17 protein-coding genes and 1 tRNA gene are annotated in these 24,598 nt (G+C 66.9%); 11 read left to right on the forward strand and 7 right to left on the reverse strand.

The annotated features are described in order from the left end of the window. Positions 1 to 70: 70 nt before the first annotated feature. From ML539_RS08825 to ML539_RS08845, 5 genes are all read right to left on the reverse strand, one after another. A complete protein-coding gene (locus tag ML539_RS08825) occupies positions 71 to 3,229 on the reverse strand; it encodes a TonB-dependent receptor (protein WP_243322635.1) in 3,159 nt (1,052 codons plus the stop codon). Between the two features lie 322 nt (positions 3,230 to 3,551). After that, positions 3,552 to 6,500, reverse strand: a complete 2,949-nt coding sequence (locus ML539_RS08830; RefSeq protein WP_243322637.1) for a TonB-dependent receptor — start codon at positions 6,498 to 6,500, stop codon at positions 3,552 to 3,554. A 418-nt stretch (positions 6,501 to 6,918) separates the two neighbouring features. Continuing rightward, positions 6,919 to 9,954, reverse strand: coding sequence for a TonB-dependent receptor (locus ML539_RS08835; protein ID WP_243322639.1), 3,036 nt, complete (start codon positions 9,952 to 9,954; stop codon positions 6,919 to 6,921). A 242-nt stretch (positions 9,955 to 10,196) separates the two neighbouring features. Further along, complete coding sequence (locus ML539_RS08840) at positions 10,197 to 11,501, reverse strand: thymidine phosphorylase (protein ID WP_243322641.1); 1,305 nt, start codon at positions 11,499 to 11,501, stop codon at positions 10,197 to 10,199. A gap of 25 nt (positions 11,502 to 11,526) precedes the next feature. Continuing rightward, positions 11,527 to 12,207 carry a tetratricopeptide repeat protein gene (locus ML539_RS08845; RefSeq protein ID WP_243322643.1) on the reverse strand — a complete coding sequence of 227 codons (681 nt, stop codon included), beginning with the start codon at positions 12,205 to 12,207 and terminating at the stop codon, positions 11,527 to 11,529. 105 nt (positions 12,208 to 12,312) lie between these two features. On the opposite strand from ML539_RS08845, the gene ML539_RS08850 reads away from it, so the two are divergent. Continuing rightward, positions 12,313 to 12,388 (forward strand) — tRNA-Phe (locus ML539_RS08850). Between the two features lie 233 nt (positions 12,389 to 12,621). On the opposite strand, the gene ML539_RS08855 is transcribed toward ML539_RS08850, so the two are convergent. Next, entirely contained in the window at positions 12,622 to 13,233 is a 612-nt protein-coding gene (locus tag ML539_RS08855; RefSeq protein WP_243322645.1) for a hypothetical protein, read from the reverse strand. 55 nt (positions 13,234 to 13,288) lie between these two features. Between ML539_RS08855 and ML539_RS08860 the strand changes: the two genes are divergently transcribed. The 9 genes from ML539_RS08860 (at position 13,289) to ML539_RS08900 (ending at position 22,905) form a co-directional block, all read left to right on the forward strand. Then, positions 13,289 to 13,582, forward strand: a complete 294-nt coding sequence (locus ML539_RS08860) for a glutaredoxin family protein (RefSeq protein ID WP_243322647.1) — start codon at positions 13,289 to 13,291, stop codon at positions 13,580 to 13,582. A 200-nt stretch (positions 13,583 to 13,782) separates the two neighbouring features. Next, positions 13,783 to 13,938: a hypothetical protein gene (locus ML539_RS08865; RefSeq protein WP_243322649.1), complete on the forward strand. Its 156-nt coding sequence runs from the start codon at positions 13,783 to 13,785 to the stop codon at positions 13,936 to 13,938. Positions 13,939 to 14,044: 106 nt separating this feature from the next. Beyond that, positions 14,045 to 15,088, forward strand: a complete 1,044-nt coding sequence (locus ML539_RS08870) for a rod shape-determining protein (protein WP_338028450.1) — start codon at positions 14,045 to 14,047, stop codon at positions 15,086 to 15,088. Positions 15,089 to 15,107: 19 nt separating this feature from the next. Then, positions 15,108 to 15,995, forward strand: a complete 888-nt coding sequence (mreC, locus tag ML539_RS08875) for a rod shape-determining protein MreC (RefSeq protein ID WP_243322651.1) — start codon at positions 15,108 to 15,110, stop codon at positions 15,993 to 15,995. After that, a complete protein-coding gene (locus ML539_RS08880) occupies positions 15,992 to 16,480 on the forward strand; it encodes a hypothetical protein (protein WP_243322653.1) in 489 nt (162 codons plus the stop codon). The genes mreC and ML539_RS08880 overlap by 4 nt, the downstream gene beginning before the upstream one ends. Then, positions 16,480 to 18,366, forward strand: coding sequence for a penicillin-binding protein 2 (mrdA, locus tag ML539_RS08885; RefSeq protein ID WP_243322655.1), 1,887 nt, complete (start codon positions 16,480 to 16,482; stop codon positions 18,364 to 18,366). Before ML539_RS08880 ends, mrdA begins: the two co-directional genes overlap by 1 nt. Continuing rightward, positions 18,363 to 19,448: a rod shape-determining protein RodA gene (gene rodA / locus ML539_RS08890; RefSeq protein WP_243322657.1), complete on the forward strand. Its 1,086-nt coding sequence runs from the start codon at positions 18,363 to 18,365 to the stop codon at positions 19,446 to 19,448. The genes mrdA and rodA overlap by 4 nt, the downstream gene beginning before the upstream one ends. Further along, positions 19,448 to 21,448: an NAD-dependent DNA ligase LigA gene (ligA, locus tag ML539_RS08895; protein ID WP_243322659.1), complete on the forward strand. Its 2,001-nt coding sequence runs from the start codon at positions 19,448 to 19,450 to the stop codon at positions 21,446 to 21,448. The genes rodA and ligA overlap by 1 nt, the downstream gene beginning before the upstream one ends. A 62-nt stretch (positions 21,449 to 21,510) precedes the next feature. Then, positions 21,511 to 22,905 (forward strand): serine/threonine-protein kinase, encoded by a 1,395-nt coding sequence (locus tag ML539_RS08900; protein ID WP_243322661.1) that lies wholly within the window; start codon positions 21,511 to 21,513, stop codon positions 22,903 to 22,905. A gap of 23 nt (positions 22,906 to 22,928) precedes the next feature. Here the strand turns inward: ML539_RS08900 and ML539_RS08905 are convergent, their stop codons facing one another. Then, positions 22,929 to 23,333: a hypothetical protein gene (locus ML539_RS08905; protein ID WP_243322662.1), complete on the reverse strand. Its 405-nt coding sequence runs from the start codon at positions 23,331 to 23,333 to the stop codon at positions 22,929 to 22,931. A gap of 69 nt (positions 23,334 to 23,402) precedes the next feature. Here ML539_RS08905 and ML539_RS08910 point away from each other — a divergent pair, with 69 nt between their 5' ends. Then, positions 23,403 to 24,557, forward strand: coding sequence for a PLP-dependent aspartate aminotransferase family protein (locus ML539_RS08910; protein WP_243322664.1), 1,155 nt, complete (start codon positions 23,403 to 23,405; stop codon positions 24,555 to 24,557). Positions 24,558 to 24,598 lie beyond the last annotated feature (41 nt).

Genomic DNA, 24,598 nt, shown 5'->3' on the forward strand with positions numbered 1-24,598 from the left:
CAATAATGGCGTGGCGCCCAATGAAAACGGGCCCCGAAGGGCCCGTTTTCATTGCGGTCGTGGGTTCCGATTAGAACTGGAACTTCACGCCGAACCGGTAGCGGCGGCCGACCTGCCAGCCGTTGGCAGCGCCGTAGCGGACATCTGCGGTGCCGCCCTGGTCGGTGGCCTGCTGGAGCTGGCCAGTGGCGTAGCGGGTGTTGAACAGGTTGAACACGTCCACGCTGGGGATCAGCTTGTACTTCTTGCCGATCTTGTAGGCCCAGTCGAGGTGCAGGTCCACGTTGTTGAGCGCGGGCGAGCGACCAGCGTCGCCCTGCTTCCCGTTGGTGGCCACGGCATCGCCGTAGAAGCCGATGTCGAGGAAATTGTAGGTGTCGGACGCGGGGCCGATCCACTGGGTGCCAACGCCATCCGGACCCCAGTTGTTGACATCGTTGTAGGCGGCCTCGGAGGAGATGACGACGGGGTTGCCACTCAGGGTGGTGTTGTTGTCGTAATCGAGGTAGCCGAGGTGGGCCGTGTCGTAGCCCGGGGCCTTGCCGTGGGTGAGGGAGCCGTCATCCCAGGCGCTGTTGGGGGTGCCGCTCTGGTAGGTCCAGTTGACGCCCACGTTCAGATCGCCACCGAAGAAGTCGAAGCGGTGGCTGGCGAAGAGCTTGACCACGTGGGTGCGGTCGTTGGGCAGCAGGCCCCAGCCCACATAGGGGAAGTAGTCGAAGCTGGCGGTGATGTTGCCATCCGCCTGGCCATTGGAGCTGGACACCACACCCTCGTAGTTGCCTTCCAGGCGGCTCCAGGTGTAGCTGAAGCTGAAGGTGTCACGGTCGGTCTTCTTGTCCAGGGTGAAGTCCACGCTGGAGTACTTGTTGCCGGCCTTCTCATACCCGGTGTTCTGGACCGTGAAGAGACCCGTGGCGGGGTTGTAGTAGTCCAGGATGTTGATGCCGTAGCTGTTGTAGGGGTAGGGATAGCCGAAATACGTGGAGCTGCCGGGCCCGCCCGCGAGGATCACGTTGGTCATGCTCTTCGCATTCGGACGCCACTGCTGGAAGGCGCCGGGATTGCCGATGACGGCCGCGCCAGCGCCGTAGCGGGGAGTGCCGCCGGCGGTGTAGGAGATGGCCGGACCCTCATCGTAGGGGTTGCCGTACTGATCGGTGAACACCATGTCTTCCATGGGGTTCTTCAGCTCGCGGTACTTGGCGTGGACGCCCGCGGTCCAGCCGCTGGCGAAGGTGTGGTCCACGCCCAGGATGTACTCATTGCGCTCGGGGAGCTTGGTGCCCTCGGCAATGGGGTCGAAGCTGAAGGGCGTGCCGTAGTCGGTGATGGTGTTCGGCGTGGCCCCGTAGGTGTAGGCACCGGTGGCATTGTCGTAGGTGGAGTTGGAGGGACGGTAGTTGTAGCGCAGGTAGGTCTCGTTCGCGTAGACGCGAATGGCCATGCGCTGGGGGATCTGCTCGAAGTACTTGGCGTAGTTGCCGCTGACCTTGGTCTTGCCATCCTGGTTCACGTCCCAGGTGAAGCCCAGGCGGGGCTGGATGTAGTCGCTGAACTTGTCAAACTTCATGAAGGACTTGTCGTGGAGATCCCGCTGGTCCTGGGTCTCGAAGCGGAAGCCATACATGAGCTTGACGCCGGCGCCCACATCCCAGGTGTCCTGGGCGTAGACGGCGCTGATGATCGCCTTCACGGTGGCGTTGGTGTGAAGGAACTGGCGGATGATCTGGGTGGACGAGCCCAGAGGGTTGATCGAAACGCGCTCACCACCGGAGGTGGCAGCGACTTCCGTGTACTTGGAGGTGAGCTGGGACACGCCGAACTTCATGTTGTGGTTGCCCACGAACCAGCTCAGGTCCACACGGGCCTGGGTGGTCTGAGTCTTGTCTTCACCCACGTAGTAGCCCGCGCCGCCACGCGCAAAGGCCAGGCCGCTGCCGGCATTGGGATCGCCGTTGAGGAAGCCGGGGCCGGTCTCCTCCCAGAGGTAGTCAGTCACGCGGACATGCGTGGTATCCGTGGGATTGTTGGTGGTCTTGTACTGGGTGGTGCCCAACTTGGCGCTGAGGAACAGGCTGGGGCTGATGTTCCAGTCGTAGTTCAGCACGAAGTTCTGGACAGTGTCCTTCCGGTTGTAGCCGAGCTGGGCGTTGCCCAGGGTGCCCGGGTACTGGTTGGGGAAATCGTCCTTCGAGTTGTTCACGTTGGCGGAGAAGGTGATCTGCTGGTCCTGGGTCAGGTACCAGTTGATCTTGCCGATGACCTGGAAGGCGTCGATCGTCTCGTCGCCGTTGCGCAGGCCGCTACGGTTGGGGAGGTTGTTGCTCTCGGGGGCCTCGGTCTTGCTGCCGTCCACGCCGACGAAGAAGAAGAGCTTGTCCTTGATGATGGGACCGCTCACCTCACCGCCGAGGTCGTAGCGGCTGTTGGGGGGGGCCTGCTTGAAGTAGTCGTTCCTCTTGGGCAGGGCCTGGATGCCGATGGCGTCCCAGGTGGCCCAGGCGGAGCCCTTGAAGGCGTTGGTGCCGGACTTGGTGATGGCATTGATCACGCCGCCGAGGGCGCTGAACTCGGGCTTGAAGCCGCCGGTCTGGACTTCCACCTGGTCGATGAAGTCGGTGACGAGGGAGGCGCCCTGGAAGCCCTTGGCCGTGTTGGTGGTGGAGAGGCCGTCCACGACGTAGCTGTTCTCAGCCGAGGAGCCGCCGCCGATGGAAGGGTCGTTGCCGAAGCCGCCAGTGACCACGCCAGGGGCCAGCATGGCGACGGTGCTCATGTCGCGGCCCTTGGGGATGGCGGACAGGTTGTCCATGGAGGTCACCAGACCCGTCTGGGTGGTGGTGGTGTCCACGGTGGCGGTGGTGCCGAGCACCTCGACCACGGTGGCCGCCTCAGAGGCCATCTTGATATTGACGGGCTGGGTCTGGTTCACCAGGACGCTGAGGTTCTGGGTGAATTTCTGAAGGCCCGACTTGGTGACCTCGATGGTCCAGGCACCGGGGTTCAGGAGGCCGAGGCGGAAGGAGCCGTCGGCGCCCGTCACCGCCTGGCGCGTGGTCTGGGCGGAGGTCAGGCGGACGGTCGCACCGGCGATCGGGGCGCCCTTGCCATCCGTCACTGCGCCGCTGACGGCACCGGTGGTGGCCGTCTGCGCGTGCGCGACGATGCCGCTCCCGGCGACGATGGCGGCGGCCGTGAAGCCCAGCCGGGTTAAGACACGATTCATAGAAACTCCTTTTGGGGGGAAGGCGGCAATGCCGCATGGTGCAGGTAAAAAGCGAGAAAAAGCGAAGTCGAGTGGGGGTAAACAAGTCCGCCGCAGGGTCTGCGGCGGCGGCGGTTCCGAATTCGGGGGACTGCCAAAGAGCGGGGACGAGTGTCGAAAGGATAGGCCAGGTTCCAAGAACTTTACAAATAAATTTGACCTTGAGTCCGGGAATACAGGCATCGCAACGTGATGCTAATGGATCTAGATCTTTCGACAGGTTTTCCTTAGTACATAAGGAAAGAGGCCCTTGCGGGCCTCTTTCCGAAAGCGGCGTTCCCGATTAGAAGCGGAAGCCGGCGGATGCGGTGATGGTGCGGGCCGTGCCGTAGCTGAGGTAGCTGGTCGGTTTGCCGAAGGCGGAGGTGCGAATCCAGGGGGAGTTCACACTGCCGCCGGCCACGGCCTGAGGCGCCGAGTTGTAGGACGTGTCGAAGGTGACGAGCTGCTGGTGGTTGAACACGTTGCCGATGACCACCTTGCCGAAGGCCGTCACGTCCTTGCCCGCCACCTTGAACAGGGGGAAGTCGTGGGTGATGGCCAGGTCCAGGTAGGAGGCGGCGTTGTAGACGCCGGTGCCGCGCTGCTGGTTCATGTACTGAGTGGCCGCGGTGCCGAACTGGCTGCTGAGGTTCGTCAGGTAGGGGTTGTTGGTGTCACTGAGAGCGCGGGTGGGATCGTAATTCGGGTCCGCGATTGTGCTCGTACCACCCAGGGCCCGCGGGGTGATGTTGCGGGTGTCGCTGTAGTGGGAACCGGCGTCGAATCGGTAGACCAGGCCGATGGAGGTCTTGCCGAAGGAGTTCAGGTAGGTGCGGTTGCCCGTGACGCGCATGCGGATGGGCACGTGGCCGGAGAGGTAGCCTTCGGGGGTGGTCCAGTTGCGGTCGTAGAGGGCCACGCCATCCTGGACGTTGAAGTTGTTCAGGCCCTCGCCACGGCCGGGGGAGTTGGTGCTCTCGCCCTCGTAGTTGCCCTTGAGCTCGCTCCAGGTGATGTTGCCCAGGAAGCTCCACTCATTGCGGTTGTAGCTGCCCTCGAGCTCCAGGCCCTTGTACTTGCGCTGGGCATCCGGGTTGTTGTCCCACACGCGGATATAGATCGGGGTGCCCGTGGGATCGGACACGGTGCCCATGTTGCCCACGCTGTAGTCGATGAGGTTCTTCCACTTCTTGTAGACGCCGGTGACCTTGACGTAGCCGTCGCCCATGGGGCCGTAGTTGAAGGAGTAGGCGTAGCTGCCCTGCACTTCATCCACGGTGGGGGCCTTGAGGTTGCTGCTCAGGCGGACGTTCAGCTTGGGGTCGTTGTAGTAGGTGGGCGTGCCGCCGATGTCGTAGAGGGACAGGTCCTGCAGGGCCGTCAGGCTCATGGGCTGCCAGGGTCCGATGTAGGCGTAGTCGATCTCGGTGGGATTGCCCTGGCTGGTGACGGAGTTGGTGATACCCTCCAGCACCTTGGCATTGTACCGGGCGAAGCTCAGACCGAAGATGTGCTTGCTGTCGCCGAAGAGGTCGTACTTCAGGCCCAGGCGGGGGGACAGGCCGTCGGCGCCGGCGGTCTCGGTGCCGCCCTCGTTCTTGGCCTTGTACTTGTCGAAGCGCAGACCCAGCTGGAAATTCCAGTGCTGGTTGAGGCTCCACTTGTCGTTGACGTAGAGGCCGTAGGAGTAGTTCTTGGCGGAGCCGGACCCGCTCTGGTAGGTCCAGACGTCGGCGCCAAAGGCCTGACGGGTGGCCAGGTTCAGACCATAGACACCGAAGATGTAGCCAGTGGGGGTCTGCTCGTTCTTGGCCTGGCGCTTGCCCTCGTAGTAGTCGATGCCGAAGTCGGTCTGGTGGCTGCCGGCGGCATCCCAGAAGAGGCTGGCCTTGATGTTGTAGGTGCGGTTGTCGCGCTCGTCGCCGCCGTCGGCGCTGTTGAAGATGCCGTTGTTGCTGTAGCCGCCGATGCCGTAGGTGTAGAAGGGGCTCTCGCCGTTGGGCGAGCCGCCGGCAGAGAGGTTCTGCTTCTTGTTGCCGATGTTCAGTTCTGTGGTGAAGTTGGTGGCCCAGGCAGCGCGCCAGGACAGCTTCCAGAACTCGCTGGTGTTGATCTGGGGCACCAGGGAACGCAGCTCGGCCGCGGAGTAGTTGCGGTTGATCTGGTCAGTGCTGGAGTTCATGAACGACGCGATGACCGTGTGGTCCTGATTGACGGACCAGGTCAGCTTCGCCTGCCGGCGGATTTCCTTGGAGGTCGCGGTGTAGCCGGCGTTCAGGCCCTCGGGACCGTTCAGGTTGGTGCCGGCGGGCCAGAGGCCGTAGACATCCTTCTGGTTGCGCGTGATGGCGCCGGCGGTGGCCTGATCCGTCTTGAAGAAGGAGGCGGCGAACCACAGACGGTCCTTGAGGATGGGGCCGCTCAGGAAGAGGGTCTTCTCTTCGTTGAGCACGTTGTTGATCTTGGTGCGGTCCTGCGTGGGGGCCGTGGCATTCCACGCGGCGTTGCTCAGTTCCCAGCGGAGGGAGCCGGAGAACTCGTTGCCGCCCGAGCGGGTGATGGAGTTGATGACGCCGCCGTCCACGTCGCCGTACTCGGCGGACATGGCGCCGGTGATGACCTGGGTCTCTTCGATGGAGTCATCGATGGTGCGGACGCCGCGGTTGTTGTAGGCGTTGTCAGCGATGTTCTGGCCGTCCAGCAGGTAGAGGTTGCCGGAGGTCATGGCGCCGCGGATCTGCACGCGGCCGCCCACGCCGGCCGTGACGCCGGGGGTGAGGAGGGCGACGCCTTCCATCGTGCGGGCGTTGGGCAGGAGATCGACAGTGTCGTTGCGGTAGTTGCTGGCGGTCTTGACGTCAGTCTTGTCCACGGCGGGAGCGGCGGCGATCACTTCGACCACGGCGCCACCGGCCTTGCTCAGGGTGACCTTGGGGCTGAAGGTCTGGTCGATGCCGATCTGCTCGGTGATCTTCCGGGTCTCGAGGCCGTCCTTGGTGTACTGGATGGTGTAGAGGCCGGGAGGCAGCAGGCGGGCGATGAACTTGCCCGTCGCGTCCGTGACGTAGGTGCGGACGCCCTGGAGGGCGGGGGAGGTGAGGCGGACAGTGACGCCAGCCACGGGGGCGCCAGCGGCGTCGACCACCGTGCCGGTGATGTTCGCAGTCTGGGTGCCCTGCGAGTACAGCGCTGCCCCGCCCAGGGCGATGAGGGCCGTGAGGCGGCCCAGGCGGTTGTTCAAGAGATGCATTGCATCCTCCGAAGACCAGAGCCGGACAGGGCGGCTCTGCGTTGAAAAAACATCCGCGATCTCCGAGGGCGCCCAGGGAATTGCCCAGGCATCGGGGACGGCAGAAGGCATTAAAGGGGAGAAAGATCAGAGCACGATGATGCGGCCATTGTCTTGCGAGGGATATTAATTTTTGTTAATTCGGCCAGAAAGTTGGGAACCGATTCGACCGAATCGGCACTCCACTTTAGCTTCGAAGGCATGCCTCTACTTGCGAGGTTATCGCAGTGTCAAGAAGCTGCCTGAAGGGGTGAGACGGTATTTTCTTTGGTCTATCCGGAAGACCATGCGGGTCGGGTCGAGCCTGCAGGTTTGACCGGGTTTGGCGGACGTAAAACGGGCCCCCGAAGGGGCCCGGAATCCTCGTGGCGAGGGTGGATCAGAACTGGTACTTCAGACCCAACCGGATCCGGCGGGCTGTCTGGTAGGTCAGCACGTTCATGAAGTTGCCGTTGGGGGCATCCACCGAGGCCTCATAGTCCTGGTCGTAGGTGACCGGCTTGTGGACGTTCCACAGGTTGAACACATCGATGCGGGCGGAGATCTGGTGCTTGTTGGCCAGCTTCCAGACGTACTGGCCGCTCAGATCGAAGTTCAGGGTGTTGGGGGTGCGCCCCATGGATCCTCGTCCACCGGCAGCGAGCTCGCCGCTGTTGTCGTAGTCGATCAGGCCATAGAGCTTGTTCAGGGGCGTGCCTGTCTGGAACTTGACCAGGGTGGTGAGAGAGAAGCCGAAGTCCCACTGGTAGGTAAAGCCACCATTGGCCACGACGGTGCGGTCGTTGGGGAGGGGGCCCGAGGCGAAGGCCTCGTCACCCGTCAAGCCACGGGGGTGGTAATCGGGATTGCCCGGGGTCTCGTACTTCTTCATGTACTCCAGGGAGAAGTCAAAGAGCGAGGTGATGTTCGGATCGCTCTGGCCGTTGTCATTGCGGAACAGGCCCTCATAGTTTCCCTCGAGCCGGGAGAGCCGGAGGTTGAAGAAGGCCATCCAGTTCTTGGCGTTCTTCGTCGCCTCGAATTCGAAGGCCCAGTAATCACGCTTGGGTTTGGGCCAGGAAGCGGTGGGGGTGATGCTGTTTCCCAGGGTGGGGTCGATGGCCGCCGCCATGGAGGTGATCACGTCGGTGTTCTCGCCGGGGTTGCCGATGAAATAGGGCAGGTTGTTGCCGCCGTCGATGCCCAGGTCCTCGAGGACGCGGCCCACGGAGCGGTAGATGATCCGGTTGCTGAGGGTGAGCCCATCGGAGGGGCGCATGTCCCAGCCGAGGACATACTCGTTCGTGTAGGGAAGTTTGGTATTGGGAAGCACGGGCGTCAGGAACCCCTGGCTCCCGATGAAGTGGGTGGAGTTGGTGCTGCCGGCGATGCCGTAGCCATTGACCGTGTCCGGACGGACGTCGCGGATGGACACGCCATTCTCGATGGGGTTGCTGAGGCCGTTGTAGCCGCTGCTGATGTTGTAGAAGTCGGACCGGCTCACGCCGACCTCGGTGCTGAGGGAGCGGACCGCGAGATCCAGGGGGACCTTCTCGAAGTACTTGCCGTAGAAGGCGTAGATCTTGTTCCGCCCGTCGCCTTCCGGATCCCAGGTGATGGAGATGCGGGGCGCCATGGCGTCCTGGGCCTTGAACTTGTAGGTCTGCTGCAGGCCCTTCATGTCCTCCTGCTCCCAGCGGAACCCGGCCTTCACGAACAGGCGGTTGTTCCAGGAGTACTTCGCCTGGATGAAGTAGCCTTCCCAAGGCGCGGAGGTGGGGATGAGGGGAGGCGAGGTGCGGGCGCGGGTGATGCGCCAGTAGGGGGCGATGTTGTTGAGGGGCGTGTGCCCGTTCACATCGACAAGGGTGGGATCCAGCATATAGTAGCGCTGGCTGACCAGGGCGCCGCTGGAGTAGGGCTGGCCGGTGGCGGTGGTGTGCGGATCCACGAAGCCCGGGGGGCCTTGATAGGTGTTGCCGCCCTTGTGGTCGATGTCCTCCTTGAAGTAGCCCACCTTCATTTCGACGGGGCCGAAGGTCTTGGTCAGCTTGAGGTCGTACTGGCGGTTACGGTCGTCGGTGCCATCCACGAATCCGGGGCCGGGGGCATAGGCGAAGCCGGTGTAGACGTCCGTCACCCGGAAGGTGGCCTGCACGGCGGGATCCAGCTTCCGCCGGAACTTGTTGTTGGCCTGGGAGACCCGGGCCTCCACCAGGAAGTCGTTGAAGAACACACCGTTGTATTTCAAGGTCCAGTTGCGGCCGCCGAACTCCACTTCCTCCCAGGAATAGGGGGCGTTGTAGATGGCGTTGGTGAGGTTGGGGCCGAAGGGCAGCTTGCCGGGATCCCCGAAGATGCTGAATTCCAACGACTGGGTGGTGGTGATCATCCAGTTCAGTTTTCCGTAGTAGGTGTCCGTCTCGGTCTTCTGCTCGACCTGCCGGCCGTAGTAGGGCTGGTCGGGATCCACCTGAGTCCGCTTCACCTTGGTGCGGATGGGGTTGTATCCGATGAAGTAGAAAAGGCGGTCCTTGATGATGGGGCCGGAGACCGTGAAGCCGATTTCATAGCGGTCCCTGCTGTCGAAGGACGGAGTGATCCGGAGGGTCGGATCGATCCGGGGCGGGACCTTGTCCTTGGCCTGGAGGCTGTCGATGTCGAAATAGGCAAAGACCTGGGCATGCAAGGAGTTGTCACCGGTCTTGGTGACAGCGTTGACCATGCCGCCGGTGGCGCCGCCGAACTCGGCGTCCATGCCGAAGCTCTTGATCTGCACTTCGCTGATGAAGTCGGTGTTGATGCCGGTTCCGAGGGACCCGTAGACGATGGAATACGATCCGCTGGCCCCATAGCCGGCGCCGGTGGTGTTGACGCCATCGATGATGTACTGGTTCTCAAGGCCGGATGAACCGCCCACGGAGGGGTTGTTGGCGTCGATGCCGCTGCTGGAGACGCCAGGGGCCAGGTTCACCACGGAGGAGAAGGACCGGCCCAGGGGGAGGGCGGAGATGGTCTCGGCGGTGTAGGTCGAACCCGAGGTCTGGGTGGTGGTGTCCAGGACCTGGGAGGCGGCGATCACCTCGACCACGGCGCCTGCCGCCTTGGTCATGGTGACCCGGACGGGCGTCAGGGTGTTGATGGAGGCGGTGGCGATGAGCTTCGTCGCCGTCTCGTAGCCGGCCGCTGTCACCGTGAGGTGGTACTGGCCGGGAATCAGGGCGGACGCCTTGAAGGCACCGTTGGCGTCGGTCACGCGCACGATCTGGCCGCGGCCACCGTCAAGGATGACCTTCGCGCCGGCGACCGGGGCCCCGTTCGGGGCGGTCACCGTCCCCGAGATGGCGCCCGTCGTGGCGTCCTGTGCGCACAGGATCACTCCGCCGAGGGCGAGGAGGGCCGTCAGACGGCCGAGGTGGGAAAAACGTCCATGCATACAGCCTCCATGGAAATCGGGGCCATGCATCGCAGGTCCCGAGGGTGAACACGGGTCCTCCACCAGACGTCGTCGATCAAGGGTCCGCTCGGACCCCCAGGCTTGACGTCTGGGACTTCATCGTGGAAAAGATCGATTCTGGTTGGGTCGCATTATAGCGGCTGGACCCAGGTCAATCGTCTTTTTTTATAAATTTCTGGGAACCCTTGCCGACAAGGGCGCACTTGCCCGCTTATTGAGACTCAGCAGCCGATGGTGTCCAGCAGCCAGGGGGCCTCCGCGGGCCGCGCCGCCGCGAGCTCCAAGGTGGCCAGGAATGCGTCCGGCTTCAGCGAGTAGCCGGCCTTGGCATGGGCCGTGAAGACCACGTCCCCCGGTTCGACCCGCTGGCCGACGGTGGCGCGAACCCGGATTCCCACGCCGAGATCCAGCACGTCCTTCTGATCCTTTCGCCCCGCGCCCAGTTCCATGGCGAGGAGGCCCAGGGCGCGGCCGTCGATGGCGGACACGTAGCCGGCCCGATCGGCCCGGATGTCCACCGTCTGACCGGCCTGGGGCAGGCGGCTGAAGTCGTCCAGGGCCGTCGCATCCCCGCCGTTGAGGGTCACGAAGCGCCGCAGGGTCTCCAGGGCCGAGCCGTCCTGGATGCTGGCCTCGACCAGGGCCTGGGCCTCGGGAAGCGTCTTGGCGGCGCCGCCCATGATCAGCATCTCCGCAGCGAGGCGGAAGCTCATCTGGGCCAGCTCGGAATCGGCGTGCTGACCGCTTAGGATCTCCACGGACTCCATGACCTCCAGGGCATTGCCGATGGCCCAGCCGAGGGGCGCGTCCATGCGGGTGATGAGGGCCCGGATCTGCATGCCGTGGGCGGTGCCCACGTCCACCATGCTCTGGGCCAGGGTCCGGGCGTCCTCCAAGGTCTTCATGAAGGCGGTCGGGCCGCACTTCACGTCCAGCACCAGCGCGTCGGCGCCCCCGGCCAGCTTCTTCGACATGATGCTGGCGGTGATGAGGGGGATGCTTTCGACGGTGGCGGTGGTGTCGCGCAGGGCGTAGAGCTTCTTGTCCGCGGGGGCGATGTTCCCCGTGGGCGCGGAGTTGGCGAAGCGGGTCTCCTTCAGGCTGCGGATGAATTCCGCGTCCGTGAGTTCCACCTTGAGGCCGGGGATGGCGGCGAACTTGTCCACGGTGCCCCCGGTGTGGCCCAGGCCGCGCCCGCTGAACATGGGGCAGGGCACGCCGCAGGCCGCCACGATGGGGCCGAGGATGAGGGTGGTCTTGTCGCCCACGCCGCCGGTGCTGTGCTTGTCCACCTTGGTGCCGGGCACGGCGGAGAGGTCCATCCGCTTGCCGGAATCCCGCATGGCCAGGGTGAGGGCCAGGGTCTCCTCGGTGGTCATGCCGCGCCAGCAGATGGCCATCAGCAGCGAGGCGCTCTGCTCGTCGGGGAGGCTGCCGTCGGCCGCTCCCTTGACCCAGAAGGCGATCTGCTCAGGCGACAGGGCGCCGCCCAGCTTCTTGGTGTAGATCAGGTCGTACATCCGCATGGGATGACTCCTCGGCCGTAGGCCCTCAGATGCTCTGGATCAGGCTTTCGAAGGTGCCGGCGTCACCGCGGCCCTTGAAGCGGGCCTTGTACTCGGCCAGGTCCTTCATGGCCTGCGCACGGTCACCGGCCAGACGGTCCACATCCATCTGGCTGGCCCAAAAGGCTTCCGCCCAGGGCTCGCCGGGGGTGGCCTTGGCGCGGAGGCCGTCCAGCTGGGCCCGCGCGGCATCGGCCTGCCCCAGGGCCAGGGCCCGCTGGGCGAGGCGGATCTTGCCCCAGGGGTCGACAGCCTTGCTCGGGGCCTGCTCTTTCCCGTCCAGGGCCAGTCGCCAGCTGCTCAGCAATCCGGCGGTGGCGGCCTTCCGCGACGAGGGCGCCTGGTTCACCAGGGCCTCCAGGCGGCCCAGGCGTTCCCGCATGCGCTTCTCCACCTCGGCGGGGGGGACGGGCGTCACGCCATCACCCTCGACTTCCATTTCCAGCGCCGAGAGGGCGGCCTCGTGCTTCTCCACGGCCTGGGTCTGATAGGCGCTCCAGCCGCCGTAGGTGAGCCCCGCCAGCACCAGGACCCCGATGCCGATGAGGATGGGCTTCAGAAGGCCCCCGTCCTCGTCCTCGTTCTTGCCCAGCTTGGTCTGGAAGTGGGCCAGGCTCTGCGCCGGCTTCTGGACCTGGATCTCGCGGTTTTTGGTGGGACGGGCCATGGCGGACCTCTCAGATGGAGCAGCACTCAAACCATTGAGGATGCACCAATCCCCTCGGTTCCGGCACTTGAAAATGCGCCGCTGCCTGATATGCTGGCTCTTCCCGCCTGGGTAGCTCAGTTGGTAGAGCAATGGATTGAAAATCCATGTGTCGGCGGTTCGATTCCGTCTCCAGGCACCAAAATCAAGGCCCCCGCATGGGGGCCTTGATTTTGGCGGAGACGGAATCGAAATCACAGGGCGGTTGGGCTGCGTTCTGACCGAGTCGGACGCATGCGTCCGGCGAGGGAAGCGGCCCTAGCGCCCGTGCGGCCCGGGGGAGGCGCGCAGCGCCGGAGGAGGGGATTCCGTCTCCAGGCACCAAAATCAAGGCCCCCAACCGGGGGCCTTGGTTTGCGAGCGCGCGAAAGGTTCCTATTCCGCCCCCGCCGGCCGGTAGTCGTCGGCCAGGGTGACGGGGACCTTCTGCTTGACCTCGTTCTGGATCTGGTCGCTGAGGGTTTGCATGTGCTGCTGGCGCCAGAGCTCGGGCAGCTGGGACTTGACCGTCTCGAAGGGGGGGATGCCCTGGGCGCGGCCCTGAGTCTTGAGCGCTTCGACGCGCTCCTTGTAGAAGGCCTGGAGCTGCTCGTCGGTGGGGTTCATGCCCGCCATGCGCTTCTTCATCAGGGCCTGGAAGTAGACGTTGGCCTGCTGCTGCTCCAGCTGGCGCTTCACGGAGGGATCCTGGTCGAGCCCCGTCTGCGCGGCATAGGTGGTGATGGCCCTCGACATGGCGATGCGCTGGGCGAGCTGGGCCCGGTCGTTGCGCGCGGCGGCGTCCGTCAGGAAGGCCTGGGCTTCCTTGGGATCCGGAGACAGGCTCTTCACGATGTCCTGGAACTCGGCTTCGGTGAGCTTGCTCCCGCCGATGTTGGCAATGACGCGGCTGGAATCCGGCTTGACGGCCTTGCCGCAGCCCAGGGCGAGGGCGAGGAACAGGGCCGGCACCGCGATCAGGCCGGCTCGATGGGTCATCTTGGACATGGAACCCCCAACAAAGGCATCTAAGACTCCAGAATGACAGGTCCGGGAGGATCGCATGAGTCGAATTGATGACCTGAAGGGCCTAGATCTGGCGGTCTACAGCGCCGCCTGGTGCCCGGATTGCCGCCGCCTGGAGACTTGGCTGGCGGGTCAGGGCGTGGGTCACCGGAAGGTGGACATCGAGACGACCCCGGGTGCCGCGGAAAAACTCGAGATGGAGACCGGGAAGCGGGCCATTCCGTTCGTGCTGGTGAACGGGAGGCGCTGGGTCCGGGGCTACCACAAGGAGCTGCCCCAGCGGCTGGACGGGAACCTGCTGGTGGAGGAGCTGCTGGCCGCGGGGATGTAACGCCGCCCCGGACACGCGCCCGATGCTCACCGGTGCGGGGCCCCGCTCGGGACAGGCCGTCTGGCCTGTCCGCTCGCGACCCGCATCCGGTTCGCGGGTCCGGGGCTACCACAAGGAACTGCCCCAGCGGCTGGACGGGAACCTGCTGATGGAGGAATTGCTGGCCGCGGGGATGTAACGCCGCCCCGGACACGCGCCTGATGCTCACCGGTGCGGGGCCCCGCTCGGGACAGGCCGTCTGGCCTGTCCGCTCGCGACCCGCATCCGGTTCGCGGGTCCGGGGCTACCACAAGGAATTGCCCCAGCGGCTGGACGGGGATCTGCTGGTGGCGGAGCTGTTGGCGGCGGGGAAGTAGCGCCATGCCGCGGGCCTGCCTGGATCCATCCGGGCAAGGGCTGCTCTGTTCCCTGGCCGGGGAGGGGTGGTTCGTGGCACTCTAGGAGGTTCTCCGGGAGCCGCCAGTGGCCAGCATTTTTTCCAGCCAGTTCTGGTCCAACATCTTCAATTCGGACCTCGCCATCGACCTCGGCACGGCGTCGACCCTGATCCATACGAAGCAGGCGGGCCGCATTGTCATCTACGAGCCCTCCATCGTGGCCGTGAACACGGTCACCCATGACGTGGAGGCCGTGGGCGACGAGGCCAAGCAGCTGCTGGGCCGGGCCCCCCAGGGCGTGCGCACCATCCGACCCATGAAGGACGGCATGATCTTCGAGGTGGACGCCGCCGAGAAGATGCTGGCCCAGTTCATCTCCAAGGCCCGGCCCAACCGCGGCATCGCCCGCACCCGCATCGTGGTGAGCGTGCCGCCCCGGGCCCACCAGGTGGCGCGCCGGGCCGTGAAGCAGGTCTGCTACGACGCCAAGGCCGGCGAGGTCTTCATCGTGGACCAGACCATGGTGGCGGCCATCGGCGCGGGCCTGGCCATCAACGAGAAGCGCGGCTGCATGATCGTCGACATCGGCGGCGGCACCACGGACGTGGCCGTCATCAGCTACAACGGCAAGGTGTTCTCGGATTCCATCCTCATCGCCGGCGACGAGATGGACGAGGCGGTGATCAAGTACATCCGCGAGAAGTACAACGTGCTGATCTCCGAGGCCTCGGCCGAGGAGGTGAAGTGGACGCTGGGCTCGGCCTTCCCCTCGGAGCTGACGCGCACCATGGAGGTGAGCGGCCGGGACCAGTTCGAGGGCCTGCCCAAGACCCTGACGCTCAACGACGCGGAGATCCGCGAGGCGCTGGCCGAGCCCATCAACGCCATCATCGACCTGGTCCGCAAGGCCCTCAACGAGACGCCACCCCAGCTGGCGGCGGACCTCATCGATCGCGGCATCTGCCTCACGGGCGGCGGTTCGCTGATCCAGGGCCTCGACGAGCGGCTACGCAAGGAGACCCACCTGCCGGTCTTCCGCGCCGAGGATCCCCAGACCGCCGTGGTTCGGGGAACCGCGCTCCTGCTGGAGAACATCCCGCTCCTGCGCCGCATCCAGATCCTCGACTAGCTGGCGGGAGGTTCGACAGATGGCCCTCCGCGCAGCCAAGTGGGGATGGAGCCACACGGGCTGGCAGCGCCTGCTCGTCCTCCTCCTGTGGCTGGGCCACGGAACCTGGGTCCTGCTGGGCCCGCATCCCGGCCGGCACTGGGCGCGCGCCGCCGATGTCCTCTCGAAGCCCGGCCAGGGGCTGGCATCCCGGTGGGCACAGTGGCGGGCGGCCCGGCGGGTGTCGGCCCGCAGCTTCGCGGAGACCCAGGCCGAGAACGAACGGTTGCGCGCAGAGCTGGCGCAGTTGCGGACCCAGATGGCACAGGAGGCGCCCCGGCTGATGGAGGCGGACGAGGCCGTGCGGCTCCTGGGGCTGAAGCGGCAGGTCCCCCTGGATCTGAAGGGGGCACGGGTGATCTTCAGCACGCGGCCCGCCGCCTTCGGGGGGCTCATCCTGGACCGGGGCCAGGACCTGGGCCTGGTGGCGGATCAGGGCGTGCTGGTGCCTGAGGGCATCGTGGGTCGCCTCTGGTCCGTGGGGCCCACCCAGTCGAAGATCCTGCCAGCGGACGCGCCGAACGCTTCCGTGGCCGTCATGCTCATGCGCAGCCGCGCGACGGGCGTGCTCCAGGGCCTGGGGTCCGGGCGCGCCCTGATCCGCTACATCAGCAACCAGGAGGTGGTGCAGGTGGGCGAAGCCGTCCTCACGTCGGGCCTGGACCGCGTGTTCCCCCGGGGCCTCCTGGTGGGCTACGTGGCCGAGGTGGCGCCCGGCGACCTGGAGCTGAAGGTGCAGGTGAACCTGTCGGCGCCTCTGGATCGGATCTCCACCGTGCTGCTGCTGCCCGCCCAGCCGCCGCTGGAAGTGCAGCCGCCCTTCGTGGCGCCGGAGCAGAAGCCGCAGCGCAAGCGGGGGACGCCATGAGGATCCCGGCTCCTTCCGCCCTGCGTCAGAACCTCCTGTGCGCAGCCGCCCTGGGCCTGGTGTTCCTCTGCGCCCCCTTCCCGCGGCTCCAGGCCGTGGTGCATGTCCTGCTGGTGCTGGCCCTGGCGCCCCGGGCGGGCTCTCCCCTGACGGGCGTCCTCTGGGCCGCGGCCGCTGGCTGGGCCTTCGAGGGGTCCCTGCGACTCTATCCGCACCTGGGCGGGACGGCCTGGGCGGACATGACCCTGACCTTGGCGGCCGGCTGGATGGCGGGCCGCTGGCCGCTGGAGGGTCTGAAGGGTTGGCTGGCGCGGCTGGCCTGCCTGGTCGTCGCGCACACCCTGCTGGTCCACACGGCCGTCCGCCTGGCCGCGGGCCCGCACGCCTGGGGTCCCGGATGGTTCTGGGCCCTCCTCAGCCTGCCCCTCTGGGGCTGGGCGACCTGGCGCCTGCTGCACTCCGGGCCTTCTCCGCGGCTGGGCTGATGGATCCCCGGCAGCGCCCCCTCCTCCACCGCCGCCTCGGGGTGTTCAAGGGCCTGGCCTGGAGCCTGGTGGCCCTGCTGGTGCTGATCTACGCCTGGCTCCAGATCGTCCGGCACGGCGAGTTCAAGCAGCTGGCCATGCAGCAGGCCGTGAAGATCCGCCCCATCGCCGCGCCGCGGGGCCTGGTGCTGGACCGCAACGGCTACCGCCTCGTGGACAACCGCCGCGCGCTGCATCTCGTCATCCAGCGGGAGGATCTCCCCACCCGACCGGAAGTCGTGCAGAGCCTGGCCCAGGCCCTGGAGCTGGACCCGGCCGGGCTCATGCGGAAGATCCAGAGCTACCGTCTGGCCGGGAAGGGCCGTCCGCTGGTGCTCAAGGAGAACCTGGATGATGTGGGCATCGCCCAGGCGGAGCGAGTCCGGGCCCGCTTCCCCTTCCTCAGCGTGGACGTGGCGCCGCGGCGTGTGTATCTCGGCGACGAGCTGGCGGGTCACGTGCTGGGTTACGTGGGTGAGGTGGACGAGCCGATGATGAAGGCCAATCCCGATGTCTTCCGGCTGGGCGAGACCATCGGGAAGGAGGGCTTCGAAGCCAGCGGCAACGACAAGCTCAAGGGCGTAGATGGCCAGAAACGCATCCTCGTGGACCAGCTCGGAACGGAAGTCGCCCATTTCGGCCAGACGGACGCCGTCGCGGGTCACAGCCTCTACCTCACCCTGGACGCGGGCCTCCAGAAGGTCATGCAGGACGCCTACGGTGAGGAGGCGGGCGCGGCCGTGGTGCTCGACCTGCGGGACGGCGGCATCCTGGCCATGTACTCCAGCCCCTCGTACGATCCGAACCTCTTCCTCAACCGCCTCAGCCAGGAGATGGTGGACCGCTACCTGAACAATCCCGCTCGCCCCATGATCAACCGGGCCATCCAGGGCATCTACGCGCCGGGCTCCACCTTCAAGCTGCTGGTGGCTCTGGCGGGTCTGGAGAAGGGCGTCATCACCCCCCAGACCGTGATCTACTGCGCCGGGAAGAAGAACTTCTACGGCCGCGACTTCCGCTGCGACAAGCCCACGGGCCACGGGGGCCTGAACCTGGTCCAGGCCATCGCCCAGAGCTGCGACGTCTACTTCTACGAAGTGGCCTCCCGGCTGGACGTGGACGACATCTACGCCACGGCGGAGAAGTACGGCCTGACGGAGCGCACGGGCATCGACCTCCCCCGGGAGAAGCGCACCCGCATCCCCAGCCGGGCCTGGAAGCGCAAGGCCGTGCCCAAGGATCCCAAGTGGTATGCCGGCGAGACCATCAGCGTGGGCATCGGCCAGGGGGCCGTGGGCGTCACGCCCATCGGCCTGGCGCGGTTCTACGCCACGCTGGCCACCCGGGGGAAGGTGCTCACGCCCCACCTCTTCTACGGCTTCCGCAGCGACCAGACCAACCAGCTGGAGCCCGCGCCTCCCCCGGGCACCAAGGAGACACCGCTCGATCCGAGGCTCTGGGCGGTGCTGGACGAGGGGCTGTACGAGGTGGTCCAGAGCGGAACCGCCGCGGCCAACCCCTTTATCCGGGAGATCGCACGGGAAGCCCCCTTCGTGGGCAAGACCGGCACGGCCCAGGTGGCCACCTTCGTGGACAAGAGCCACTATGCCCGCCAGGCCAAGCACCTGAAGGACCACGCCCTCTTTGCGGGCTACGCGCCCCACGACAAGCCCCAGATCGCCTTCGCCGTGGTGGTGGAGAACGCCGGCTTCGGCTCCACCGCCGCCGCGCCCATCGCCGCCAAGCTCGTGAAGTACTGGTTCGTGGATCGCGTGAAGAACCCCATCCCGCCCCCGAGGGGCCGCATGGTGGATCCCTTCGCCCCTCCTGCGGAGGCGGCGGAATGAAGGATCGCGTCCGAGCCCTGGATTCCCGGTTGCTGTGGGTCATCCTCGCCCTCATGGCCCTGGGCACGCTGACCCTCTATTCGGCGGGCCGGAACACGCCCCAGGCCACCATCTGGCTCAAGCAGACCGTCTGGAACCTCATGGGGCTGGCGCTGATGCTCCTGCTGGCGAACACGAACCCCCGCCGCGTCCTCCGCTACAGCTTCCCCGCCTACCTGCTGGGCTTGGCGGCCCTGGCGGCGGTGCTGGTGGTGGGCAAGAAGATCGGAGGCGCCACCCGCTGGTTCGTGGTGGCCGGCCAGACCTTCCAGCCCTCGGAGCTCATGAAGTGGGTGACACTGCTCTACGTATCCCAGCGACTGGGCTCGCGGCCCGCGGATGCCATCGGCCGCCTGGAGCTGCTGGGCGCGGTGGGCCTCGTGGCCTTCCCCATGCTGCTCGTCCAGCGCCAGCCCGATCTCGGCATGGCCCTCAGCTTCCTGCCCATCCTGCTCATCATCCCCCTCATGAAGGGGCTCCGGGCGCGGTGGGTGGTGGCCCTCCTGCTGCTGGTGACGGTGGGTGGGTTCGCTGCGTGGAAAGTCGCGCTGAAGCCCTATCAGAAGCAGCGGGTGATGATTTTCCTGGATCCCTCCAGCGACCTCCAGGGCAAGGGCTACCAGGTGAATCAGAGCCGCATCGCCATCGGTTCCGGCGGCCTCATCGGCAAGGGCTTCACCAGCGGCTCCCAGACCCAGCTGAACTTCCTGCCGGTGAAGACCACCGACTTCGCCTTCAGCGTGTGGGCGGAGGAGCGCGGCTTCCTGGGCGTACTGCTGGCCTTGGGCCTCTTCGGCCTCCTGCTCGGTCGCATCCTCGACGCGGCCAAGGCCGCCCACACCACCGCCGAGGCCTATTTCTGCGCCGGGGCCGCGGGCATCTTCGCCCTGCACCTGCTGGTAAACGTGGGCATGGTGGCGGGGGCCCTGCCCAACAAGGGCATGGTGCTGCCCTTCTTCAGCGCCGGGGGCAGCAGCACCCTCAGCTTCTTCCTCGCCCTGGGGCTCATCATGGGCATCCTGTACCGGTCGAAGGTGAAGTGATGGATCTCCGGACCCGCATGAAGCAGCTGGCCGACCAGGTGCGGCAGCACCGCCACCGGTACTACGTGCTGGACCAGCCCACCGTCTCCGACGCGGAGTACGACGCCCTGGAGCGGGAGCTGCGCGACCTGGAGGCCGCGCACCCGGAGCTGGCCGACCCCAACAGCCCCACCCGCCGCGTGGGGGCCCCGCCGATCGATGCCTTCGAGAAGCGCCGCCACGCCGTGCCCATGCTGAGCCTGGACAACGCCTATTCCGAGTCGGAGCTGCGGGAGTGGGAGGTCAGGTGGCGCAAGCTCGCCCCGGATGCACCGCCGGGGTACGCGGCGGAGTTGAAAGTGGATGGCCTGTCCCTGTCGCTGCGCTACGAGAAAGGCGAGCTGGTGGAGGCCCTCACCCGCGGCGACGGCGAGACCGGGGAGCTGGTGACGGAGAACGCGCGGACCATCGCGGACATCCCCATGCGGCTGCCCGAGGACGCCCCGGACACCCTCACCGTGCGCGGCGAGGTGTTCCTGTCCCGCAAGCGGTGGGAGGAGCTGAACCGCCAGCGGGACGCCCGGGGCGAGGCCCGCTTCGCCAACCCCCGCAACGCCGCCAGCGGCACCATGAAGCTGCTGGACAGCCGGGAGGTGGCCGGCCGCGGGCTGTCCTTCCTGCCCTGGCAGGCGCTCTGGGATGGCGGCCCGGCGGAAGATCACGCCCGGTCCATGGTCCACCTCGGCGCCTGGGGCTTCGGGGTCATGCCCGCCCATGCCACCGGGGACCTGGAGGCCATGCTGGCCTTCATCTCCACCCAGGCCGAGGCTCGCCTGAAGCTCCCGTTCGACACGGATGGGGTGGTGATCAAGGTGCTCGATGCCGACCTTCAGCAGCGGCTGGGCGCCACGGATCGCGTGCCGCGCTGGGCCATCGCCTTCAAGTACCCCGCCACGCAGGTGACCACCACGGTGCTGGGCATCACCTGGCAGGTGGGCCGCACGGGCAAGCTTACGCCGGTGGCGGAGCTGGAGGCCGTGGAGGTGGCGGGCTCCACCGTGCGCCGGGCGACGCTCCACAACGCCGATGAGCTGGCTCGCCTGGGCCTGAAGGTGGGCCACCGCGTGTTCATCGAGAAGGGCGGGGAGGTCATCCCCAAGGTGGTGGCCCTGGTGCCCGGAGAAGAAGACCGCGACCTGCCGGCGCCGGGGGTCCCCTCGGCCTGTCCCATGTGCGGCGGCGAGGTGGGCAAGACCGACGATGCGGAGGTGGCCATCCGCTGCCTGAATCCCGAGTGCCCCGCCAAGCTGGTGGCGCGCATGCTCCACTTCGGCGGGCGGTCCGCCCTGGACATCGAGGGGATGGGCGAGGCTCTGGTGGAGCAGCTGGTGGCGTCGGGCCGCTTCCAGCAGCCCTGGGAGATCTTCACCCTGCTGGAGGAACCCCTGCTGGGCCTGGCGTACCTGTCGAACCTGGAGCGCATGGCGGAGAAATCCGCCCAGAACCTCATGGACGCCCTGGCAGCGGCCCGCACGAAGCCTCTGCCCCGGTGGCTCCACGCCCTGGGCATCCCCATGGTGGGCGCCCGCACCGCCGAGCTGCTGGCGGAGGCCTACCCGTCGCTGGAGGCGCTGTGGACGGCCGAGGAGGGCCGCCTCCAGGCCGTGGAGGAAGTGGGTCCCAAGGTCGCCGCCGCCCTGCGCGCCTTTGCAGCCCTGCACCCGGACCTGCCCTCGCGGCTGTCCGCCCTGGGCATTCATCCAACTCCGCCAGTACCCCGCGACCGGAGCGGCCTGCCCCTCTCCGGCGAGGTGGCCGTCGTCACCGGCACCCTGCCCACGCTCTCCCGGGAGGAGGCTGAGGCCTTGCTGAAGCGCCTGGGGGCGAAGGTCACGGGCAGCGTCAGCGCCAAGACCACGCTGCTGGTGGCCGGGGAGAAGGCCGGCTCCAAGCTGGCCAAGGCCGAGGCCCTGGGCATTCCCGTGCGGGACGAGGGCTGGTTGCTGGGGCAGGGGGACTGAAAAGGCCTGGACGGCGGCTTGGGGATCGTCCGATGATCGGGGCCGAATCCTTGGAAAGTCCCGTGCTCACGCGCCTCGGCAAGTTCGACATTCTCCGCCTGCTGGCTCAGGGAAGCATGGGCGATGTCTACGTGGGCCGCGATCCCATCATCGGGCGGGAGGTGGCCATCAAGGTCATCCAGGCCTCGGCGGCCGCGGGGCCCGAGGCGCGCGAGCGGTTCGCCCGGGAGGCCCGGGCCGCCGGGGCGCTGAACCATCCGAACATCGTCACCATCCATGAGATGGGAGAGGAGCAGGGGGTGCTCTACCTCGCCATGGAGCTGGTGAAGGGCGAAGACCTGGCCACGCTCATCCGGGCGGGCACCCTCTCGCCGCGGGACACCCTCGAGGTGCTGGCCCAGGTCTGCGACGGGCTGGCGGTGGCCCACCAGCACCAGGTGCTTCACCGGGACATCAAGCCGTCCAACATCCGGGTGGTGTGGGACGGGAAGGCGCTCCAGGCCAAGGTTCTGGATTTCGGGGTGGCCAAGATCTTCAACACCGACACCACGGATGAGGGCATCGTCTTCGGCACCGTGACCTACATGGCGCCGGAGTACCTCCAGGGGGGCCGTCCGGATGCCCGCAGCGACCTGTTCGCCGTGGGGGTGGTCCTCTACGAGACGCTGGCGGGCATCCCCCCCTTCGACGGGCCCAATCCCGGCGCCGTGATCTACCGCCTGCTGCACGAGCCTCCGCCGCCCCTCCTGCCCACGGCCTTCCACGGCATCAGCCGCGACGTCTGGAACCTCCTGAGCGGTGCCTTGGCCAAGGACCCGGCGAACCGGTTCCAGAGCGCCGAGGGCCTGGCGGCGGCCCTGAGGGCCGCCAAGGATCCGAACTGGCGCTGGAGCCCGGACTGCCTCCACGCCGGTCCCCCGCCGCTCCGCGCGGCCCCGGCCCCGTTCCCAGCGGCTCCTGCGCCTCGGCCCGCGAGAGCCCAGGAGGCCACAGCGCCGAGGGAGCTCCCCGCCTCTGCCCCCGCTGCCTCCGGGCGCCCCCGGGACACCCCCCCTGCGAGGCCCCCATCCCCGGGTTCGGGACCCCGGGGGGTCGCCAGGGCCGGAGGAGTCGCGCCGGCTCCGGAGCATGAGGAGGAGGTTCCACTGGAGAAACGTCCCGCGGGCCAGGCGGAAGTCCGGAAGGATGTCCTGGAAACCACGCGGCGCCAATTGCTCCAGGCCCTCGCCATCGATCCGGGCAATGCCAGGGCCCACGCCATGCTGCTGGTCACGCTCTATCGCCTGGGCTGGCGGGAAGCCATGATGCAGAGCCTGCGCCACGCCCGGGATGGGGGCATTCCGGCCTCGCTCCTGAAGGCGGTCCCCCGCTGCGCCCAGCTCGTGGATGAGGAGGCCGCCGCCTGCCACCTCCCCCTGGAGCTGCACCAGGAGTTCATGGCCTACCTGGGGGATTAGCGCTCCCAGCGTTCTTGACGTTCCTAGCGCTCCTGACGTCCCTCGCGCTCCTGGATCTCCAGGATCCGCCAGTCGTCGCCGGCCTTCCGCCAGCGCAGGCCGAAGGATCGGCGCGTGGCGTCCCGGGGCAGGAGACCGCCTTGGCGGCCCGTGATGATGAGGTCCACCTCCTGGAAGGCCTCGTTTCCCCGCACGGCGAGGTCGTTGCGCAACACGGTCACACCCACCTTGTCCTGCCTCAGGAGGCCCAGGAGGAACAGCCGGGCGCCACCTTTGTCCATGCCTTCGGGGCCGCGGAAGGCCGGGTCCAGAGGCCCCACGGCGGCCGCCGCGTCCCCGTCCTCCACGGCGGCGCGACAGGATTCGAAGGCCTTCCGGATCCGGTCCTCGGGCTTGTCGGATCGACAAGCCAGGAGGACCGCCAGCATAGAAACCAAAGCGATGCTTTTCCTCATGGACGCTCACCTTCACACTGGTGGACCAGGAAGGATGGTCCCATGAATCCCCAAGGCCGTTTCGACACCCGCTGCATCCACGCCGGCCAGAGCCCGGATCCCACCAGCGGCGCCATCATGACGCCCGTCTTCTTCACCAGCACCTACGTGCAGGAGGGCCTGGGCCAGAACAAGGGCTTCGACTACGCCCGCGTGCGCAACCCCACCCGCGACGCGCTGGAGGCCAACCTGGCGGCCCTCGAGGGCGGGGCCCACGGCATGGCCTTCGGTTCGGGCATGGCGGCGGTGCAGGCCATCTTCGAGCAGCTCTCCAGCGGCGATCACGTGGTGCTGGGCGACAACGTCTACGGCGGCACCTTCCGCTTGCTGGACAAGGTGATGACCCGCTTCGGCCTCACCTACACCCAGGTGGACACGGGCGATCTGGCGGCCTTCAAGGCGGCGCTGCGTCCCAACACGAAGCTGGTGATGCTGGAGACGCCCACCAACCCCATGCTGGGTCTCACGGACATCCCCGGTGTGCGCCGGGTGATGACGGAGGCGGGCTGCACGGCCGTGCTGGCCGTGGACAACACCTTCGCCACGCCCTACAACCAGCGCCCCCTGGAGCTGGGAGCCGACCTGGTCTTCCACTCCACCACCAAGTACCTGAACGGCCACAGCGACACCATCGGCGGCATCGCCATCACCAGCCGCGACGACATCGCAGAGGGCCTGCGGTTCCACCAGAAGGCCGCCGGCGGCATCCTCTCCCCCATGGAGTCCTGGCTCATCCTGCGTGGCACCAAGACGCTGCACCTGCGCATGGAGCGCCACAACCAGAGCGCCCTCCAGATCGCCCGCTGGCTGGAGGCCCGCAAGGACCTGAAGGCCGTCTACTACCCGGGCCTGGAGTCCCACCCCCAGCACGCCCTGGCCAAGCAGCAGATGAAAGGCTTCTCGGGCATCGTCAGCTTCGACACGGGCGACGCGGAGCGCACGCGCCGCATGGCCTCCAGCTTCAAGGTCTTCTCCCTGGCCGAGAGCCTCGGTGGCGTGGAGAGCCTGGTCTGCCACCCCGCCAGCATGACCCACGGCAGCGTGCCCGAGACCGACCGCCAGCGCCTCGGCATCAACGACAACCTCCTGCGCCTCAGCGTGGGCGTGGAGGACGTCCAGGACCTCATCGAGGACCTGGAGCAGGTGCTGAAGGTCTGAATCGCGCCGACCCATCCGGGCGGTTGATTCACCGCAGAGAA

The sequence above is a fragment of the Geothrix sp. SG200 genome, assembly GCF_022808935.1.
GTDB classification, from domain to species: Bacteria; Acidobacteriota; Holophagae; order Holophagales; family Holophagaceae; genus Geothrix; species Geothrix alkalitolerans.

Excerpts from the sequence above, each read along its gene's own strand:
- ML539_RS08825 (WP_243322635.1), bottom strand. The coding sequence starts at position 3,229 with ATGAATCGTGTCTTAACCCGGCTGGGCTTCACGGCCGCCGCCATCGTC.
- ML539_RS08830 (WP_243322637.1), bottom strand. The coding sequence starts at position 6,500 with ATGCATCTCTTGAACAACCGCCTGGGCCGCCTCACGGCCCTCATCGCC.
- ML539_RS08835 (WP_243322639.1), bottom strand. The coding sequence starts at position 9,954 with ATGCATGGACGTTTTTCCCACCTCGGCCGTCTGACGGCCCTCCTCGCC.
- ML539_RS08840 (WP_243322641.1), bottom strand. The coding sequence starts at position 11,501 with ATGCGGATGTACGACCTGATCTACACCAAGAAGCTGGGCGGCGCCCTG.
- ML539_RS08845 (WP_243322643.1), bottom strand. The coding sequence starts at position 12,207 with ATGGCCCGTCCCACCAAAAACCGCGAGATCCAGGTCCAGAAGCCGGCG.
- ML539_RS08855 (WP_243322645.1), bottom strand. The coding sequence starts at position 13,233 with ATGTCCAAGATGACCCATCGAGCCGGCCTGATCGCGGTGCCGGCCCTG.
- ML539_RS08860 (WP_243322647.1), top strand. The coding sequence starts at position 13,289 with ATGAGTCGAATTGATGACCTGAAGGGCCTAGATCTGGCGGTCTACAGC.
- ML539_RS08865 (WP_243322649.1), top strand. The coding sequence starts at position 13,783 with ATGCTCACCGGTGCGGGGCCCCGCTCGGGACAGGCCGTCTGGCCTGTC.
- mreC (WP_243322651.1), top strand. The coding sequence starts at position 15,108 with ATGGCCCTCCGCGCAGCCAAGTGGGGATGGAGCCACACGGGCTGGCAG.
- ML539_RS08880 (WP_243322653.1), top strand. The coding sequence starts at position 15,992 with ATGAGGATCCCGGCTCCTTCCGCCCTGCGTCAGAACCTCCTGTGCGCA.
- mrdA (WP_243322655.1), top strand. The coding sequence starts at position 16,480 with ATGGATCCCCGGCAGCGCCCCCTCCTCCACCGCCGCCTCGGGGTGTTC.
- rodA (WP_243322657.1), top strand. The coding sequence starts at position 18,363 with ATGAAGGATCGCGTCCGAGCCCTGGATTCCCGGTTGCTGTGGGTCATC.
- ligA (WP_243322659.1), top strand. The coding sequence starts at position 19,448 with ATGGATCTCCGGACCCGCATGAAGCAGCTGGCCGACCAGGTGCGGCAG.
- ML539_RS08905 (WP_243322662.1), bottom strand. The coding sequence starts at position 23,333 with ATGCTGGCGGTCCTCCTGGCTTGTCGATCCGACAAGCCCGAGGACCGG.
- ML539_RS08910 (WP_243322664.1), top strand. The coding sequence starts at position 23,403 with ATGAATCCCCAAGGCCGTTTCGACACCCGCTGCATCCACGCCGGCCAG.